Source organism: Phyllobacterium sp. 1468, assembly GCF_031455525.1.
In the GTDB taxonomy this organism is placed as follows: domain Bacteria; phylum Pseudomonadota; class Alphaproteobacteria; order Rhizobiales; family Rhizobiaceae; genus Phyllobacterium.
Genome location: NZ_JAVDSX010000002.1, coordinates 327,508 through 343,485 on the forward strand (window position 1 = coordinate 327,508; position 15,978 = coordinate 343,485).

Below are 15,978 nucleotides of genomic sequence, written 5' to 3' on the forward strand. Positions count from 1 at the left end.
CCAATGGATGCACCGGGGATGCCGTTAGCGAACTGTTAGCTCGACCAGCGTGTTACGGCTAGAGCAAACCAGCAGCGGTCATCAGTTCGGTGACCTTTTTACTATCGAGCTTCGACGGCTCTACTCTAGGGGCTTGCAGATCAGCAAGCGGAACCAGTTTGGGGTTGGATGCAGCTCCCTCACCTACGGCATATTCGAAGGAGGTGCCGTCTCGCAGGATCTCCTGGCCGCCTTTGCCGGTAACCCACTTTACGAATGCCTGTGCCTGCTCCTTGTGCTTGCTGGAGGCCAAAACGCCGCCACCCGAGACGCTTACGAATGCGCCCGGATCTTCATTCTTGAAGTAGTGTGAGGCGATGTTTTTGCTGTTCTCTCCGGTCTTGGCCTGATCACCAAAGTAATAATAGTGGTAGATAACCGCACCCTCGACCTCGCCGGCATTGACGGCCTTCATGGCTGTGCTGTTGCCCTTGTAGGGAGTGAAATTTTCCTTCATCGCCTTCAGCCATGCAGCAGTCGCTTCTTCGCCCTTGAGCTGGAGAAGAGCGCCAACGATTGCCTGGAAATCAGCGCCTGATGGTGATGCAGCCCAACGGCCTTTCCAACTGGACTCTGCGAGATCCAGCAACGATTTCGGCAGCTTGTCCTCGGTCAGCTTGTTCTTGTCGTAAACGAAAACGGTAGAGCGGGCTGCAACACCGACCCAATGACCATTGGCCGGACGATAATTTTCGGGCACCTGAGCGAGCGTATCAGCGTTTAGCGGCTCGAACAGATTGGCGTTGTCGACGAGCGCCATCCCTGGTGAATTTTCGGTCAAGTATACATCCGCAGGTGAGGCAGCACCTTCCTGGACAAGCTGGTTGGCGAATTCCATGTCGCCACCATTGCGCAAGGTTACCTTGATTCCCGTTTCCTTGGTGAAGCCAGCGGCCCAGGCTTCGGTCAGGCTTTCGTGTTGTGCGTTGTAGACAACAATGCCTTCCGACTCACTCTGCGCCGTTGCCAGCATTGTTGAGCCGGCAAGACCGGTGGCAAAAGCCACGACTCCGGCCAGGGACGATAGAGAGAATTTCATGGCGACCTCCGTTTCTTATGAGCATGCGGCTTGGACAGCTACACTTGCTTTCCCGATAATCATTTATGATGAAAATTGTCAACTTATATCGCGTCGAGACGGTTGCCGAGTGGCATGCACCAGCGGTTTTTGTTCCACCGGATTGCGGTCATATCGCTGATAAATACATCGGGCAAATTCCGTTCACTGTGCGATTCGCACGGGCTTCGACCGAAACGCACCCGCTCAATGCGGCCTGCATGCCACGGAATTTACTATGTCTCAATTCATCAAACCGTCCCTCGCCCGATACGCGGCCATCCATAATTTCGACATTCCTCGACATTTGGGAACACGCTATGATTGGCAGGGCACCTTCCTGCCAGAGCCAGGAAATACCGTTGTCTGCCATCTGGTGAACGGCTCGGCCTCCCAACGTGCTGTGATTGAGGTGCGAAACCGCATGCTGTCGATGCCCGATTCCGGCAAACTGACGTTCACACCCGTATCCAGCCTGCACATGACTTTGTTTCAGGGAATCATCGAATATCGTCGCGCGCTGCCATATTGGCCGCTGGATGTACCTCTCAATACCGGCATTGACGAGATGACAGGGCTGTACCTGGATCGTCTCAGACAATTCGAAAGCCTCGGGTCGTTCCAAATCAAGGTCATCGACGTTACTCCTGTGGGTCTGACCGTCAGCGGGGCAACTTCGGAAGACGACGCCGTCATAAAGAAATGGCGCGACGCTCTCGCCGTTCCGTTCGGCTACCGCCATCCGGATCACGATGCCTATGTCTTTCACGTCACCTTCGCTTATCCCGTTGACTGGTTGGATGATGACCGCCTTCCCGCTTGGCAAAAGCTGTTGGACGAGTGTCTGCTCTATCTTGAGAGGATAGCGCCCATTATCGAAATTCACCCGCCCGCCTTTTGCAGTTTCAAAGACATGAACCACTTTGAAGAACTGCTGGTTCTGGGCAACAGCCACCATGAAGCCTCTGCGTGGAGCATGTCAAAATAAGCCTGCGCGCGACCTTCCCGGTGCGCGGCTATGGCGCGCCTGCGCCCGTAACTTCATAAAACTGTCATATTTGGGAAACGGAAAATTGAAGGGTCAAGGGAAAATATAAATCCAAATGATTACCTCTGCTCCGGAGTTTCCCCATGAGTTTTCGTCCAGCCGAAATGTTGGTTTTGCGTCGTTTTGGCGATGATCAGCTCGTTACGCTCGCAAAACTAGCTGTCGAAACCGCCTTTCAGCCCGTTGTTGAAGCGGCAAGCGGCGCAACATTTGGCTATGAATCGTTGATGCGCGGCTATGACCGGCTCGGCTTCCAATCGCCTTTGGAAATCCTGGACAAAGCTCACGAGGTCAATCAATTGCTAGAGCTTGAGCAAATGGTAAACAGTCGCGCCTTTGCCGAGTTCGGCGGACTTCCCGGTCATAGCCAGCGAATGCTGTTTATCAACATGGATGCAAGGCTCGTTGGCCTCGGCAGCGATATCGTGGAACGACTCACCAATCATTTAGCCAAAGCGGGGATACGCCCCTCATCAATCTGCTTCGAACTGTCCGAACGCTTCGACAACGCAGAGGATCCGGCATTTTCTGAATTCATCAAAAAGCTCCGCCATTCCGGTTTCAAGCTGGCCATCGATGATTTTGGTGTCGGCTTCAATGGCCTTAAGCTGCTTTGCGACTATGCAACGGACTATGTCAAAATTGATCGTCATTTCGTGTCAAAGCTGGACTCGACACCGCGCAAACGGCACATCGTCAAACAGATCGTTCAAACCGCCCATATGCTTGGCGCCAGGATCATCGCTGAAGGAGTCGAAACCGAAGCAGAATTTGTAATCTGCCGGGACCTTGGCTGTGATCTGGTGCAGGGATATTTCATCGCACGCCCTACCACGCATTTTGGAGAACTGCAGGATTCGTATCCTCATCTCGGACAGGCGGGATCCTTACGCAGGCAGACCACAACGCTGGACAGCATCCTGATCAGAGCGCAGGTACAGCGCCTGCCTGCCGTGCGAGAAAATGACGATCTAGACAAGGTCTTCGAGCTTTTCCGCAACAACCCGCTACAAAGCTTCTTCCCCATCCTCGGTGCTAATGACGAGCCACGCGGCGTACTGCACGAGCATCACGTCAAGGGGAGAATTTATCACCCATTCGGTCGTGACCTGTTGAAGAACCGCATCTATCAGCGCGGGATCGCACACTTCGTTACCGAGGCCCCCATTGCAGATATCAACACGCCCGCGGAGCAAATGCTCAAAATCTTCGCTGGCATGAACGGCAGCGATTGCGTGATCCTGACAGAAAGTCTTCGTTATGCGGGCGTGCTTTCAGCGTCTTCGCTTTTGAAAATTATCAACGAAAAGCTACTCAAGACGGCCCAGGACCAGAATCCGCTAACCAGCCTTCCAGGTAACAGATCCATCCGCGACTATGTCCAGGATGTCATGCGCGACGGTTCCGACGCGCGCTATTTCTGCTATTTCGACTTCGACAATTTCAAGCCCTTCAACGATCACTATGGCTTTCAGAAGGGCGATCTCGCCATTGCTCTTTTCGCCTCTTTGCTCAGACACCATTTCGTCGGAGAAGATAAATTCCTGGGCCATGTCGGTGGCGATGACTTTTTTGTCGGCATAACAGGAGGAACACGCGGCGAGCTGGAACCAGTTCTGACACAACTATTGCTAGATTTCAGCGCCAAAGTTCGCGAACTTTACAGCCCGGAAGACCGCGCCGCCGGTGTCATCCTCGCCCATGACAGGACTGGCGGCCAACGTCTATTCCCGCTGATGCGCTGCAGCGTCGCGGTACTGGAAATCACGCAAGGCCATATGCAGGTCGACGTAAACCGCGTTAGCGCGTCAATCGCCGCCATCAAGGCTTCGGCAAAGGAATGCATGACAGGTCTGGTTTTTAGCGGATTGAGCGAAATGTAGCGTCGCGGCCCACAGGCAGAAGCCGAGGCCGCGACCCGATTGTTACTTTGGCTGCCGCGATGCAACAGCCTCCATCAGCTTGCCAGCAAGCATCTCATATTTCTCGTCATAATGATGGTCGCCGGCAAGCTCGATCTTCTGAACAGCAGAAAGCGATGGAGCCGTGCACGCCGTGTCATCCTCTTCCGAACCATAAACGCACAGGACCTTGTCCAGCGGCAGCTTCGCAACTGCCGGTGCTACCTCATTATCGCCGCCCAAGCCAAGCCACGCACCAACCGAAACCTGGAACGGCGTGGTCTCTTCCGTGCCGATCAAGCCGACAAGACTAATGCGGTCTTGCAGCTGTTTCGGCAAAAAGGGCCAAGAGAAAGGGATCGTATTGGCGCCGAAGGAATAGCCGAGCAAAACCACGGGCAATTTGCCCGAGGGATCAGCCTTGGCGACAATCCTCGTAATGTCCTTGGCAATATCTTCCGGTTTGCGCAGCGACCAGAAATAGCGGAGCGAATCGACGCCGACGACGTGCACACTCTTTTTCGCGATGATATCGCCAACGGACTTGTCGATGTCACGCCAGCCGCCATCACCGGAGAAGAATACCGCGAGATATTTAGCCTGGCCATCAACGGCTGGAACGTCGATGGTGGGCAGGGCCTCCGCTGAAGCATCTTCCTTGGCAATATCGACCGCTGCATCAGCCGCTATCACAAACCGCTCAGCTTTGGTGGCACCAATTTTTTCCTGCGCTAGAAAAAATCCGGCGCTCGGAGGACCCTTGGGATCAGTATCAGGCTTCTCCCGCACAATCGTCGCCGGATTGGGTAGATCTGCGTCATAGGAGTAGCTGAACCCCTCGCCCGCAACGGCTTCGTAGTCCGCCCCTTCGCATGAGGGAAGCTTCGTTTTGAGCGCTACTGACGGATCGACTGAGACCGCGCCGGCAAGCGTGGCGGCCGGAGCATCGGACATCGAAGCGTAAGCCATGACACCACCCTCGCCAATACCGATAACCACCGGATGCATATAGGTATCGACGGCAATCTGACGCTGGGCTTCCTTTGCTATCCCTTCGAGATCGGAAACAAAATAGGTGCAATCGCCCGTGTCCTGATCGAGTTCCTTGCGCCATTTCTCCAGATCAACGGTCAGTACGAGAAAATCGCGATCCAGCAGCAGTTTCGTCAAGGTTTCATCATCAGCGCCAAGTCCACCTTTCTGCGACACCAGGATAGCTATGCCAGTCGGCTTGCCAGACGGTTTCAAAAGCGGGACGTCGGTAAGACGCTCCGACGAAATGAGAATTCGGCTGCCCGAAGACTCAAAACCAAATCGAGGCAAAAAATGGAGCGCTGCGGAGAGACCCACGCTAACGAGAACAAGTGCAAGTATGGCGAAGAAGTAGGGCCTGCGAATGAATTTCATCGTTTAAAGACCTCGAAGGGGCTGCCGCTCACCAAGTTTGTCGCATCGATCAGCGAACGAGGTGTCGCGAGGCCCGGGGGGCAAATCAGATAATAGGGAGTCCATTTCGGGCCGAACTTATCCTTGAAAGCGCGCAGTCCGTCAAACCGGTAAAATTCGGCGCCGCGGCGGTAGATGAAGGAACCGATACGGTTCCACCGGGAGGCAAGATGGCTATCGGAAAGGCCTGACAGGGGCGCTGCGCCGAGATTGAACCAGCGGTAGCCTTCGCCCTTCGCAGCCATCAGCAGATTGGCGAACAACCCATCCATGATGACGCTGGACGCATCAGGCAGATGTCGCATCAGATCGACGGCAATTTCCTGATTACCTGCACCGCGCCACACATTGGCAAAGGCCACGATCGCGCCTTCCTTGCGCAGGACTGCGATGTCGAAGTGTGAAAGATAGGCATTTTCGAACGAACCGAGCGAGAAACGCTTCTCGGAACCGGATTTCATTTCGAGCCAGGCATCGGACACGGCGCGAAGTTCATCCATGCTATCCGCGGTTTGGCCCTTTGGCAGGATTTCGAAGCTGATCCCTTCCTTTTCCAAGCGCCGGGCGGCATAGCGCAGGGGCTGGCGCTTGGAGCCCTCAAGCGAGAAATCGCTGAGATCGACGCGTGCAACTTCGCCGAGCTTCAGAGCAGTCAAGCCCATGTCCAGGAATAGAGGCAGTCTTTCCGGCCCCACCCCATAGAACACCGTTCTTGTACCGGTGCGATCCGCCAGTCCTCGAAAAGCCCAGGCCAGATCGGCAATCACATCATCGCTGCCCACTGGTTCCCCCATTGAAACCAGGCTTCCGCCCGAACGGGCATACATGACAAAGCCTCTGCCTTTGGGATCCATCAGGAAGCGTTTATCACCAAGTAAAGCGAGCGCATCCGAAGCGTTCGGAGACATACCAACGATATCGGGCACTTGTTCCGGAATGGGCTGAGCGCGCAGTTTGCTCCGGCCAACGCCATTGATGATCGTATTGATTGTTATCGCCGCGAGAACGGTCAGGACGAGTACGGAGACGCGAAGGAAACGCGATGCCTGCGCATCCCAAGCAAACTCCCACCACAGTTCATTCGCATATTCGACATGCCGATAGGCGAAAAGTCCGAGCCAGAGAATGGCAAACGCCGTTGTACCGACGCTGGCCAGCCACCCCCAGGACAAGCTGAAATGCTCCCCCAGGGGTTTGCGATAGAATGAATCGCGAAACAGTAGAAGCGTGCCGGCCATCAAGGCAAGCATGAGCGCTTCTTCCCAGGCTAGGGCCTTGGTCAGTGCGAAGACCGCCCCGAAGCTGAAGAGGATCAGCGCAAGGAACCAGGCGCGCCAGAGACGCCGTGCGAGGCCCCGCGCGACGATCAGCAAGGCCAACCCGACGAAACTCGCGCCAAGATGCGACATTTCCAGAAATGGCATCGGCAATATGTCAGCAAGCATTTCCAGCCGGTGGTGAAGGTCGGGAATGACCGCCGAAATCAGCAGGACAATACCGCCCAGAAAGGCAATACCAGCCGAGAGCGGCGGGATCAGCGGCTCAAACATTCGCACAGCGGAAATGGTTGGACCGGCGATGAGATGGCGGCGGCGCAAGACTTCAGAAACGACGAAACCTGCTATCGCCAACAGAAACGGAATGAGGGTATAGATGACGCGGTATGCGACAAGCGCCGCTATGGCGTCGGGGTTTTGCCCCAACCCAAGCCCCGCAACAATGGTTGCTTCAAATGCACCGATGCCGCCGGGTGCATGGCTGATGATACCAAGAGCAACAGCGACCACATAGACAAGAGCAAACGCAGGAACACTGTTCACGGAGCCCGCCGGAAGCAGGACATAGAGCGTCGCGGCCGCCGCAGCCACATCGACCAGACCGGCCAAAATCTGCAGCAGAGCGCCCTGCGACGAGGGCAAGCGAACAGATAGTCGGCCGATGTTAAGCGTGCGCTCACGGCGCGAAAGCCAGTACAACAAGACCGCCACAGCAAGGAGAATCAATATGCCGATCAGTTGATCAAGAACCGGTCCGAACGATAGTATCCAAGGTATCCGTGAGGGATCGATGACGAGCGCCACTGCAATCAAGATGGTGAAAGCAAACCAGATCGCCATCCAGGAGGTACCGATAATCCGGCCAATATCGGCAATATCGATCCCTTCTGCAGCATAGACACGATAGCGAAGTGCACCGCCGGTAAGCAGGGAAAATCCAAGGGCGTTCGAGATTGCATATCCGGCACCACCCGCCATCGCCGATATGTGATAAGGCACCCGCCCCGGTGCGATCGTTTCAACGGCAACCACGTCATAAAGCGCAACGGCGGCGAAACTCACAAATGTAAAGAAAAGCGCAGTCAACAGGACGCTGCCTGGTATGGCATGGAGGGACTGCTTGACATCACGGATCGAAATGCCGCTGGAAAGGTGATCCAGAACCAGCAGGCCGATCACGGCAACGGCAATTCCGAAAAATGCGAACAACGCGGATTTTGTCTTCTTGCCCCACGGCAGTTTTGACTGCGCGCGCGCTTCAATCCTGCGTGTTTGTTTTTCGTTGTCAGGAATGGACGTCATAAGGGGTTCCGAAGCCAGAAACGGATTGAAGTATTGTCGATTTCACCATGAAATTGGGACGGCGTCATTAGCCCTGCAATAATGGCGGGATTGAGCCGAGAAGAAAGGCAAATTAAACAACGCCCCCATCAACGTCGATTAAGTGCGTTGGACCTGTTATTTGAATACTGGTTCGATGGTCAATTCGACTTAAGCCGCATCAAGTACCAGGTGGCGATGGCTTCCCGGTGCTTTGACACGACCGACGGCGGCCGATGGCGGTTTTAGTCCCATGCCTTCGGTAACGGCTGTCGCAACAGAATTGCTGTTTTGAATGAGAAAAGAATAACGCAGCTTGGACAGCCGAATCCGTTCGGCAACGTCCACCGCTGTACGCCAACGCGCCGCAATGGATGAAACACTCCCTTCCAATAGCAGTGTCGTGCGCGACGTAGGCCGGACATAAAATTCAGGACAATATACGAGGTCGCGTTTCGCATAATCGGTGACAACGGCAGTCAGGGGCCCGCGAATCGCGCAATAGTTGAAACTGCCATCGGCATGGGCCGCACCACCATTGATTTCATAGAGTGGCCTGCCGGTGTCATCAGTCCAGACAACAAAATTATGGCTGACAATCCCGGCGAAACGCGGGATTGGGTAGGAGCCAAAAAGGATGTGGTTCATGAAGCGCGACTTTAAGTGACAGAATTATGACTAAGGAAGTTTCTCAATAGAGCATTTTTCGGCAAAGACAATACTCAGGTCTTTCACAGAATTTTGAGCTTTTTATACTTAGCCGACACACTATCGCTGTAGTTCAAACCCACCGCTGGGAATCCCCCCCGGAAACATCCATTTCTCCCAAAAAACCGAATTATTTGTTGGAACAATTACGGCGCTCGCCGAAAATAAGATGATAAAATTTATTCTGCCTATTTTGCATATTGGCATAAGCAACTGTTTCATTTCGTTGACAAAACATCAGCGTCACACAACACGCACGCGTATTTCACCAATTCCGTCCACGCCGCCGATCATTTCGTCGCCAGGCAAGATGGCGCCCACGCCGGCTGGTGTACCCGTATAGATGAGATCACCGGCTTGGAGCTTAAATAGTGTCGAGAGGTAGCTGATTGTCTCCGGCACTTTCCAAATCAATTGATCCAAGTCGCCGCGCTGTCGTTCAGCTCCGTTGACTTTCAACCAGACCGCACCCTTGGCGGGATGACCGATGCTTGTGGCAGGCACGACGGCCGAACAGGGCGCAGAAGCCTCGAATGCCTTTCCCACCTCCCATGGACGGCCAAGCTTCTTGGCTTCCCCTTGCAGATCGCGGCGAGTCATATCGAGACCGACCGCATAGCCAAATACATGATCGAGCGCGTTTTCAGTGGCGATGTCAGAGCCACCCTTTCCAAGCGCAACAACCATTTCCATTTCGAAATGGACATCTTTCGTCGCAGACGGATAGGGGAAATCGCGTCCATCGATAAGAAGGCAATCCGGATTTTTCTGGAAGAAAAACGGCGGCTCGCGGTTAGGATCATGTCCCATCTCGATGGCGTGATCAGCATAATTCCGTCCGACACAATAAATCCGATGAACCGGAAACAGCTTGTCAGAGCCGGTCACCCGCAACGCCGGTTGCGGGAGAGGCTCGAAAACAAATTCATTCTGATGCATTCTTACGCCTCATCTCAAATTAATTGGCAGATTTCGACCTTGGTCTTCTCAGACAGCATGACACATACTAGGTGTTATAGAGATCAGACAAATCGCCAACGCAACCCGTCATATGCAGCGGCATAACGCCCTCTACAAGGATTTCGACCTTCGCATGCATCAGAGACTTGATCTGCACAATCCGTTGCATGCGGACGACAGCGACGATTTCCTGCTGGAACAAGTCCAGCGGGCGAGTTTCCGCTATTTCTGGGAGGGTGCTCATCCGCAAAGTGGTCTCGCGCGCGACCGCTCCGGCCGGACGTCCGATCCAAATAATGACCTCGTTGCCATTGGCGGCTCCGGCTTCGGTTTCATGGCTATCCTCGTCGCCATTGAGCGTGGCTGGATCGCGCGCGATGACGCGCAGCACCGCATTGAGAAAATGTTGTCTGCGCTCGAACGCGCGAAACGCTATCAAGGCGTTTTCCCGCACTTCATCAATGGCGTGGATGGCACGACCGTACCGTTTACACGCCTGGATGATGGTGGTGACCTGGTTGAAACGTCGCTTCTCGTGCAAGGATTGATTTGTGTCCGGCAATATTTTGCACGCAATGGCCCCGAAGACATCGTTATCCGCGACAGAATCAATCGGCTCTGGCGATCGGTCCAGTGGAATTCCCACATCAAACCGGGGGAAAAAGCTCTCTACTGGCACCGCAGTCCAAAATTTGGCTGGGCACGCAATGTGCCGATCCGGGGCTGGAATGAAGCGTTGATCACTTACATCCTGTCGGCGGCCTCCCCCGACCACGGTATCGACCCGGAGATTTATCACAGAGGTTTTGCGTCAGATGGCGCCTTCGTCAATGGGCGGCACTATTATGGCGTCAGGTTGCCGCTTGGCCCGGACTTTGGCGGCCCCATGTTCTTTGCGCACTATTCCTTCTGCGGCCTGGATCCGCGTGGGCTTACAGACCAATACGCCGACTACTGGTTGCAAAATTGCAGCCACGCGGAAATCAACTACCTGCACAGCGTTCACAATCCACATGGTTATATCGGTTATGGTCAAGATTGCTGGGGCCTATCTTCCAGTCACGGTCCGGAAGGCTACAGGGTAAGTTCCCCCGGTTCAGATTTCGGTTTGATAGCCCCTACCGCCGCTCTCGGCAGCCTGCCCTACGTTCCAGAATATTCAATGCGCGCCTTGCGTCATTTCCTGACACTTCCCCATGGCAAGGTGAATGGCAGGTTTGGTTTCGTCGATGCGTTTTCGCCTTCCCGAAAATGGTTCGCCAGAACCTACCTCGCGATAGACCAGGGCCCAACCATTGCTATGATCGAAAATCACAGAAGCCGCCTACTATGGAAGCTCTTCATGAGCGCGCCGGAAATCCAGAATTCTCTGCGCAAACTTGGTTTTGCAAGCCCTCATCTGCTCGGACCGCGGGAACCAAACAACGGTTGAGGCATTGCTTCTGTCAGGGCAATTGATCATCTTTTGATCGAACTCCGCGTCCTCCCAATCAAGGATCAAACATGAAAATCCATGCTGTTTTCAACCGCGATGGCGGTACGTTTCGCACCATGGATATCAATCTGTTCGCTGAAACAGCCAAGGAAATCTTTGAAAAGCATGGCCATACGTTCGAGAGCGAGATTGTAGCTGGCAAAAGCATTGTCAAGGCGTTGCAAAAAGTTGCGGGCGAAGCCGGCGAGCATGTTCTGATGGCAGGCGGTGGCGACGGCACGATTTCGGCCGCCGCTGACGTTGCCTGGAAAGCCAAGGTGCCGCTCGCTGTACTTCCGGCTGGAACTATGAACCTCTTTGCACGCGCCTTGAAAATTCCGCTGGACCTCAATGCAGCCCTGGAAAGCCTCGCCAGCGGCACCATTCAGGCGGTCGACATTTCCACCGCCAATGAGGAAAGCTTTGTTCATCAGTTTTCAATTGGTTTCCAGCCGCAAATGATCAAGCTTCGCAACACCTTGGAGTATCGCTCTCGGTGGGGTAAGCGTCTTGCAAGCATCCGTGCATTCGCCAAAGCCGTGGGCAACCCGCCGCGCTTCGCCGTGCGCATAGTCATCGACGGCACCGCGACAGAACGAACCGTTTCCGCAATCTCGATTTCGAATAATCCGTATGGTAGCGGCGTTTTACCGGTACCCGACAACGTCGAGCACGGCGAATTGGGAGTCTACGTTGCCGGAGGCCTGACCCCTGGCACAATAATAAAGCTGGCGTTCAGCGTTCTGACCGGGTCATGGCGCCGCAACCCCGACGTCGACGAAATTCTTGCCAAGGAAGTTGAGTTGCACTTTCCGCACCTGCGGCGCAGCGCGAAAGCGACCATCGACGGTGAGTTGATCCCGCTAGCGCGAGACGTAAAAATTGCCATTCACGCGGGAGAACTTCAGGTTCTGGTCCCGCAAGACACAATTTCCATATGAAGACGGCGCGGTTTTGACCGCGCCGTTCAGTCTAGCTGGATACGATGTCAGCTACTTTTCTTGGATTTCTTGACTGGTGCTGGCTCTCCAGCCGCCTTCCGCGCCGCGGCCTCTTCGGCAGCGAGCTGATCGGCGCTCTTTGGCATGGTGTCGACGACGGAGCGCACTTTACCCTTGTCGGTAACGGTGCACATTGCATCGCGAATATCGACCTTCAAGCGCACCTGGTTTAGGCCGCCACCCATTGGTTCGGCATCGACGGCCTTGATGTTGCTTTCGCCCATGAAATATTTGGAAGATGCTGCAGCAATGCAAGGTTGAGCCAGAGCGGCGTTCACAGGTGGACGTACGGGCGCAAAAGTCGGCATGGTCGGCATCATGCTGGGTGCGCCGGTGGTAGAACATGCAGCCAGTGGAATGAGGATCGCCAAGGGGGCAATCCGGCTTAGAATAACGGTAGGCAGGCGCATGGTTCTCTCCGCAAAGTCTTATCGCAGGATTGGATATAGCGCCGGAAACTATTCGGTTTTTATCATTTGTCTAGTGGCACAACTGCCACAATGGGACTTTATTGCCACAAGTTCGTCCCAGCGCGTCAGCGGGAGGCCGACAACATCCAGTTGAGTACGCCGCGCCAGTCGGTCATACGGATTGGCGTGCCGTGATTGCCGCTTTCAAACCGATGAAACCGCACGGGATAGCCCGGTGCCGATGTCCTTATCGTCTGGTAGAAGGCCTGCTGCTTTTCGACGGCAAAAACCGGATCACGACTGCCATGGCCGAAGAAGACCGGCACACGGCGTTTGAACGCAGCAGATCCAATGAAGTGCTCATCCCATAGCGATCCGAGAATGATCAGGCCTGAGATGTTCCTGGAAGTTTCGGCATCCTGCGCCAGCTTCCAACACAATGAGCCCCCCATTGATCCGCAAGCGACGAAGAGTTTTGCTTGTGGCGATTGCGTCTTGAAATAATCGATTACACCCGCAACTTCGCTTTCGCCCTTGTCTCCGAAGTCGCTAAACTCTGGTGTAATATAAAGTCCCCCATTGCGGTCCATCAGGTTTTTCAGGCGATTGAAGTTACCGCCGAACGTGAAGTCGTTCATACCTTGCTGGCGGTTGCCGCCCTGGCCGTGCAGATAAATGGTAATGACGGATGCGCCTGAAAGTTTCCCCACCGTCATGACCTTTAGCGGTCCCTTGCCTGTCGTAACGACAAGGTCCTTTTGCGAGCGTTTTGGCTGAAGTGAGATGTAGTTCTGTTTGACGCGTCGCTCTGGCACCTGATCGCGACCGTTGATATCCCGCATTTCGTTATAATCGACCACGACATAATCACCGCCGTCGCCAGTTTTCAGAATACTGGGATAGGCAAAGAGATCATCTTTGTAGGGTTCGAGCTGCAATGCTGGCGCGGGGCTTGAAAGGCAAACTAAAGCCAGTGCGCCAAGAACAAAGGACCTGATCAAGCGAATTTCCTATCGGATGGGCTCAGTAATAGTACCACCCGCGCGATGCAGCATATCCGGCGTATCTACGTCAAGGGCAGCCGCCTCGCCAAGCTCCACATCGATGACAGGAATATCGCCACGCTCGATCAAATGACGTGCACCGACATCACCGGCAAGACTGAATACTTCGTTGAACAAGACACGTGGCAGAATGACGGGATTGCCGCGCTTGCCTTCGAAAGTCGCCCTCACGACAGATTGACCGCCGGCACTTTGGAAACGGCTGATCATGGTCTGCAGATCAGTCGCAGACAGAGCAGGCATGTCGGCCAGGAGCATCATCACGCCATCGGACGCCGATGGTACGTTCCTGATCGCGGTTTGCAGCGATGACGCTAGCCCGCTGGCGTAGTCCTTGTTGAGGGCGATCACCACGTTAAGCCCATCCAGCGCAGCGCTGCATTGCTCTGCCATATGGCCGAGCACGGCGACGACAGGACGCCCACCCGCCTCGATCGCAGTGCGCGCCGAGCGGCGTATCAGCGGCACGTCATCGAAAGTGGCCAGCAATTTGTTTGGACCCATCATGCGGGTCGACTGACCGGCAGCGAGGAGCGCGATGGCAACATGGGGCCGCGCAACCGACGGGCGTGGATCGCGCGGCTGCGGCCGCGTTGGAATTTCCATCAACAAGCCCCCGACGCCCATTCCGACGATGTCTGCCTTGGTTACAGGCACATTCGCCATAAGCCGGTCGAGCACCCAATCAAAGCCGTTTTCCTTGGGGCTCCTCGCGCAACCGGGAGCGCCGATCAAGGGCTTTTCATCAAGTTCGCCGAGGATCAGCAAGTTTCCCGGATCAACCGGCATGCCGATATGAGTAACGACGCCGCCCGCTTCCCTGATTGCCGTGGGAACGATATCGTCCTGATCGACCACCGCAGAGGCGCCAAAGACGACGACGAAGTCATTTGCTTCCTGCAATTTGCATATCGCTTCGGCCAGCGGTTTGCTCGCATGGGGCGGGCGCAGTTCGGATGTCACAACTCCATGGTTGGCTGCGATCCGTGCTTCGATGACACGGCGTGTCTTGTCGAGCACTGTCTGCTTGATTGACGGCAGCGTCGTTTGGATCAGGCCAATGCGCGAACCTGTAAAACCTCGCACTCCAAAGGCCGTGCGACCGCGTGCCAACTCCGCGATCCTGTCAACGACAGACACAGGAACTGCAAAAGGAATGATCTTGATCGTCGCAACCATCTGCTGCGGTTCAACCCTGTCGAACGCTTTCAACGTGGCGATCGTCACCGAAGGATCGACCGCATTGATGGCATTGATCAAGTCGGCATCCACCGTAAAAAGCCCGGCCATTTCGGCATAGCAATTGACCCGGCCCGTCGATGCCGGCCCCGCCCGAACACCCGACCACTGCAACGCTGCAGTTATTCGTCTGGCGGCTTCGTTTTCTTCGAGATCAGCCTCTTGCAAGCGCGCGGCAATGACGTGGGTCACACCCGCTTCGCGCAATTGCCCAACGTCATGTTCGCTGAGGGCATGTCCTTTTTTCAGCTTAAGGTTCGCTGTATGAGTCGCGTGCGCAAGAATCGCGCCAAGCGCATCCTCAAGGGGTATTTCACCAAAAATCATGCTGTCTCCAAACGCAGCGGGGTCTGGAGACCTCTTGCTCGAAATGCCTTGATCACCTCAGCCATAACCGCAACCGCGATCTCGGCAGGGCTGGAGGCACCGATATCAAGGCCAATAGGCGAATGGATTAAAGCGATCTCATCCTGGCCGAACCCTAGCGCGGTGAGCCGCTCGACGCGCTTTGCGTGGGTCTTGCGGCTGCCCAGCGCGCCGACATAAAAGCATCCAGCTTTTAAAGCTCGCTCGAGCGCCTGATCGTCGATTTTCGGGTCATGCGTAACGACAGCAACCGCCGTATAGGGATCTAGTGGGCGCTGCTCGAATATATCCTGCGGCCATTCAGCAAAGAGTTTGATATCCGGGAAGCGTTCCGGCGTGGCGAACGCTGTACGCGGATCGACGATTTCCATATCGTATCCAGCAATCTTGGCCATCGGAGCCAGCGCCTGGCTGATGTGCACAGCGCCGATCACCACCAGACGTGGCGGCGGCACGTGGACGTTCAGAAAGAACGACCGGCCCTCAATCTCGACGAGGCCCGATTTTCCTGACAGAAATGCCTGCCTGACCGCATCGCCCAGCAGACCGGCAACCGGGTCGCTCTCCTTGATCACGCGGTCGCGCCCGTCGCCAAGATCGGTCAGCAACAATGCCGCACGGCGGGCTTGCCGTTCTGCATTGAGTTTCTTCAGACAATAGGGATCCAT

The 15,978-nt window shown here is 55.1% G+C and carries 13 protein-coding genes; 4 read left to right on the plus strand and 9 right to left on the minus strand.

What is annotated here, in order from left to right; translation table 11 throughout:
- Positions 1 to 58: 58 nt before the first annotated feature.
- Positions 59 to 1,078 carry an iron ABC transporter substrate-binding protein gene (locus tag J2X72_RS07025; protein ID WP_310070100.1) on the minus strand — a complete coding sequence of 340 codons (1,020 nt, stop codon included), beginning with the start codon at positions 1,076 to 1,078 and terminating at the stop codon, positions 59 to 61.
- A gap of 256 nt (positions 1,079 to 1,334) precedes the next feature.
- Between J2X72_RS07025 and J2X72_RS07030 the strand changes: the two genes are divergently transcribed.
- Entirely contained in the window at positions 1,335 to 2,084 is a 750-nt protein-coding gene (locus tag J2X72_RS07030) for a DUF1868 domain-containing protein (protein WP_310070103.1), read from the plus strand.
- Positions 2,085 to 2,227: 143 nt separating this feature from the next.
- Positions 2,228 to 4,027 carry a GGDEF domain-containing protein gene (locus tag J2X72_RS07035; protein WP_310070106.1) on the plus strand — a complete coding sequence of 600 codons (1,800 nt, stop codon included), beginning with the start codon at positions 2,228 to 2,230 and terminating at the stop codon, positions 4,025 to 4,027.
- Positions 4,028 to 4,069: 42 nt separating this feature from the next.
- On the opposite strand, the gene J2X72_RS07040 is transcribed toward J2X72_RS07035, so the two are convergent.
- The 4 genes from J2X72_RS07040 to J2X72_RS07055 form a co-directional block, all read right to left on the minus strand.
- The gene (locus J2X72_RS07040) at positions 4,070 to 5,452 is read right to left on the minus strand and encodes an AcvB/VirJ family lysyl-phosphatidylglycerol hydrolase (protein ID WP_310070107.1); all 1,383 of its coding nucleotides are present in this window, start codon (positions 5,450 to 5,452) and stop codon (positions 4,070 to 4,072) included.
- Positions 5,449 to 8,070: a bifunctional lysylphosphatidylglycerol flippase/synthetase MprF gene (gene mprF, locus J2X72_RS07045; RefSeq protein WP_310070108.1), complete on the minus strand. Its 2,622-nt coding sequence runs from the start codon at positions 8,068 to 8,070 to the stop codon at positions 5,449 to 5,451. The genes J2X72_RS07040 and mprF overlap by 4 nt, the downstream gene beginning before the upstream one ends.
- Positions 8,071 to 8,259: 189 nt before the next feature.
- Positions 8,260 to 8,736, minus strand: a complete 477-nt coding sequence (locus tag J2X72_RS07050) for a hypothetical protein (protein ID WP_310070109.1) — start codon at positions 8,734 to 8,736, stop codon at positions 8,260 to 8,262.
- A gap of 303 nt (positions 8,737 to 9,039) precedes the next feature.
- Complete coding sequence (locus J2X72_RS07055) at positions 9,040 to 9,735, minus strand: fumarylacetoacetate hydrolase family protein (RefSeq protein WP_310070110.1); 696 nt, start codon at positions 9,733 to 9,735, stop codon at positions 9,040 to 9,042.
- Positions 9,736 to 9,847: 112 nt separating this feature from the next.
- Between J2X72_RS07055 and J2X72_RS07060 the strand changes: the two genes are divergently transcribed.
- Complete coding sequence (locus tag J2X72_RS07060; protein ID WP_310070112.1) at positions 9,848 to 11,188, plus strand: glucoamylase family protein; 1,341 nt, start codon at positions 9,848 to 9,850, stop codon at positions 11,186 to 11,188.
- 71 nt (positions 11,189 to 11,259) lie between these two features.
- A complete protein-coding gene (locus J2X72_RS07065; protein ID WP_310070113.1) occupies positions 11,260 to 12,171 on the plus strand; it encodes a diacylglycerol kinase family lipid kinase in 912 nt (303 codons plus the stop codon).
- 47 nt (positions 12,172 to 12,218) lie between these two features.
- Here J2X72_RS07065 and J2X72_RS07070 read toward each other — a convergent pair whose 3' ends face one another.
- From J2X72_RS07070 to J2X72_RS07085, 4 genes are all read right to left on the minus strand, one after another.
- Positions 12,219 to 12,641: a hypothetical protein gene (locus J2X72_RS07070; RefSeq protein WP_210001256.1), complete on the minus strand. Its 423-nt coding sequence runs from the start codon at positions 12,639 to 12,641 to the stop codon at positions 12,219 to 12,221.
- Positions 12,642 to 12,766: 125 nt separating this feature from the next.
- Positions 12,767 to 13,642 (minus strand): alpha/beta hydrolase, encoded by an 876-nt coding sequence (locus J2X72_RS07075; RefSeq protein WP_310070115.1) that lies wholly within the window; start codon positions 13,640 to 13,642, stop codon positions 12,767 to 12,769.
- A gap of 9 nt (positions 13,643 to 13,651) precedes the next feature.
- On the minus strand, positions 13,652 to 15,271 hold the full coding sequence (locus tag J2X72_RS07080) for a molybdopterin-binding/glycosyltransferase family 2 protein (RefSeq protein ID WP_310070117.1): 1,620 nt from the start codon (positions 15,269 to 15,271) through the stop codon (positions 13,652 to 13,654).
- Positions 15,268 to 15,978: an XdhC family protein gene (locus tag J2X72_RS07085; protein WP_310070119.1), complete on the minus strand. Its 711-nt coding sequence runs from the start codon at positions 15,976 to 15,978 to the stop codon at positions 15,268 to 15,270. The genes J2X72_RS07080 and J2X72_RS07085 overlap by 4 nt, the downstream gene beginning before the upstream one ends.

Bases quoted from the DNA above. Each gene is read 5' to 3' on its own strand.
- J2X72_RS07025 (WP_310070100.1), bottom strand. From the start codon at position 1,078: ATGAAATTCTCTCTATCGTCCCTGGCCGGAGTCGTGGCTTTTGCCACC.
- J2X72_RS07030 (WP_310070103.1), top strand. From the start codon at position 1,335: ATGTCTCAATTCATCAAACCGTCCCTCGCCCGATACGCGGCCATCCAT.
- J2X72_RS07035 (WP_310070106.1), top strand. From the start codon at position 2,228: ATGAGTTTTCGTCCAGCCGAAATGTTGGTTTTGCGTCGTTTTGGCGAT.
- J2X72_RS07040 (WP_310070107.1), bottom strand. From the start codon at position 5,452: ATGAAATTCATTCGCAGGCCCTACTTCTTCGCCATACTTGCACTTGTT.
- mprF (WP_310070108.1), bottom strand. From the start codon at position 8,070: ATGACGTCCATTCCTGACAACGAAAAACAAACACGCAGGATTGAAGCG.
- J2X72_RS07050 (WP_310070109.1), bottom strand. From the start codon at position 8,736: ATGAACCACATCCTTTTTGGCTCCTACCCAATCCCGCGTTTCGCCGGG.
- J2X72_RS07055 (WP_310070110.1), bottom strand. From the start codon at position 9,735: ATGCATCAGAATGAATTTGTTTTCGAGCCTCTCCCGCAACCGGCGTTG.
- J2X72_RS07060 (WP_310070112.1), top strand. From the start codon at position 9,848: ATGCAGCGGCATAACGCCCTCTACAAGGATTTCGACCTTCGCATGCAT.
- J2X72_RS07065 (WP_310070113.1), top strand. From the start codon at position 11,260: ATGAAAATCCATGCTGTTTTCAACCGCGATGGCGGTACGTTTCGCACC.
- J2X72_RS07070 (WP_210001256.1), bottom strand. From the start codon at position 12,641: ATGCGCCTGCCTACCGTTATTCTAAGCCGGATTGCCCCCTTGGCGATC.
- J2X72_RS07080 (WP_310070117.1), bottom strand. From the start codon at position 15,271: ATGATTTTTGGTGAAATACCCCTTGAGGATGCGCTTGGCGCGATTCTT.
- J2X72_RS07085 (WP_310070119.1), bottom strand. From the start codon at position 15,978: ATGGATCCCTATTGTCTGAAGAAACTCAATGCAGAACGGCAAGCCCGC.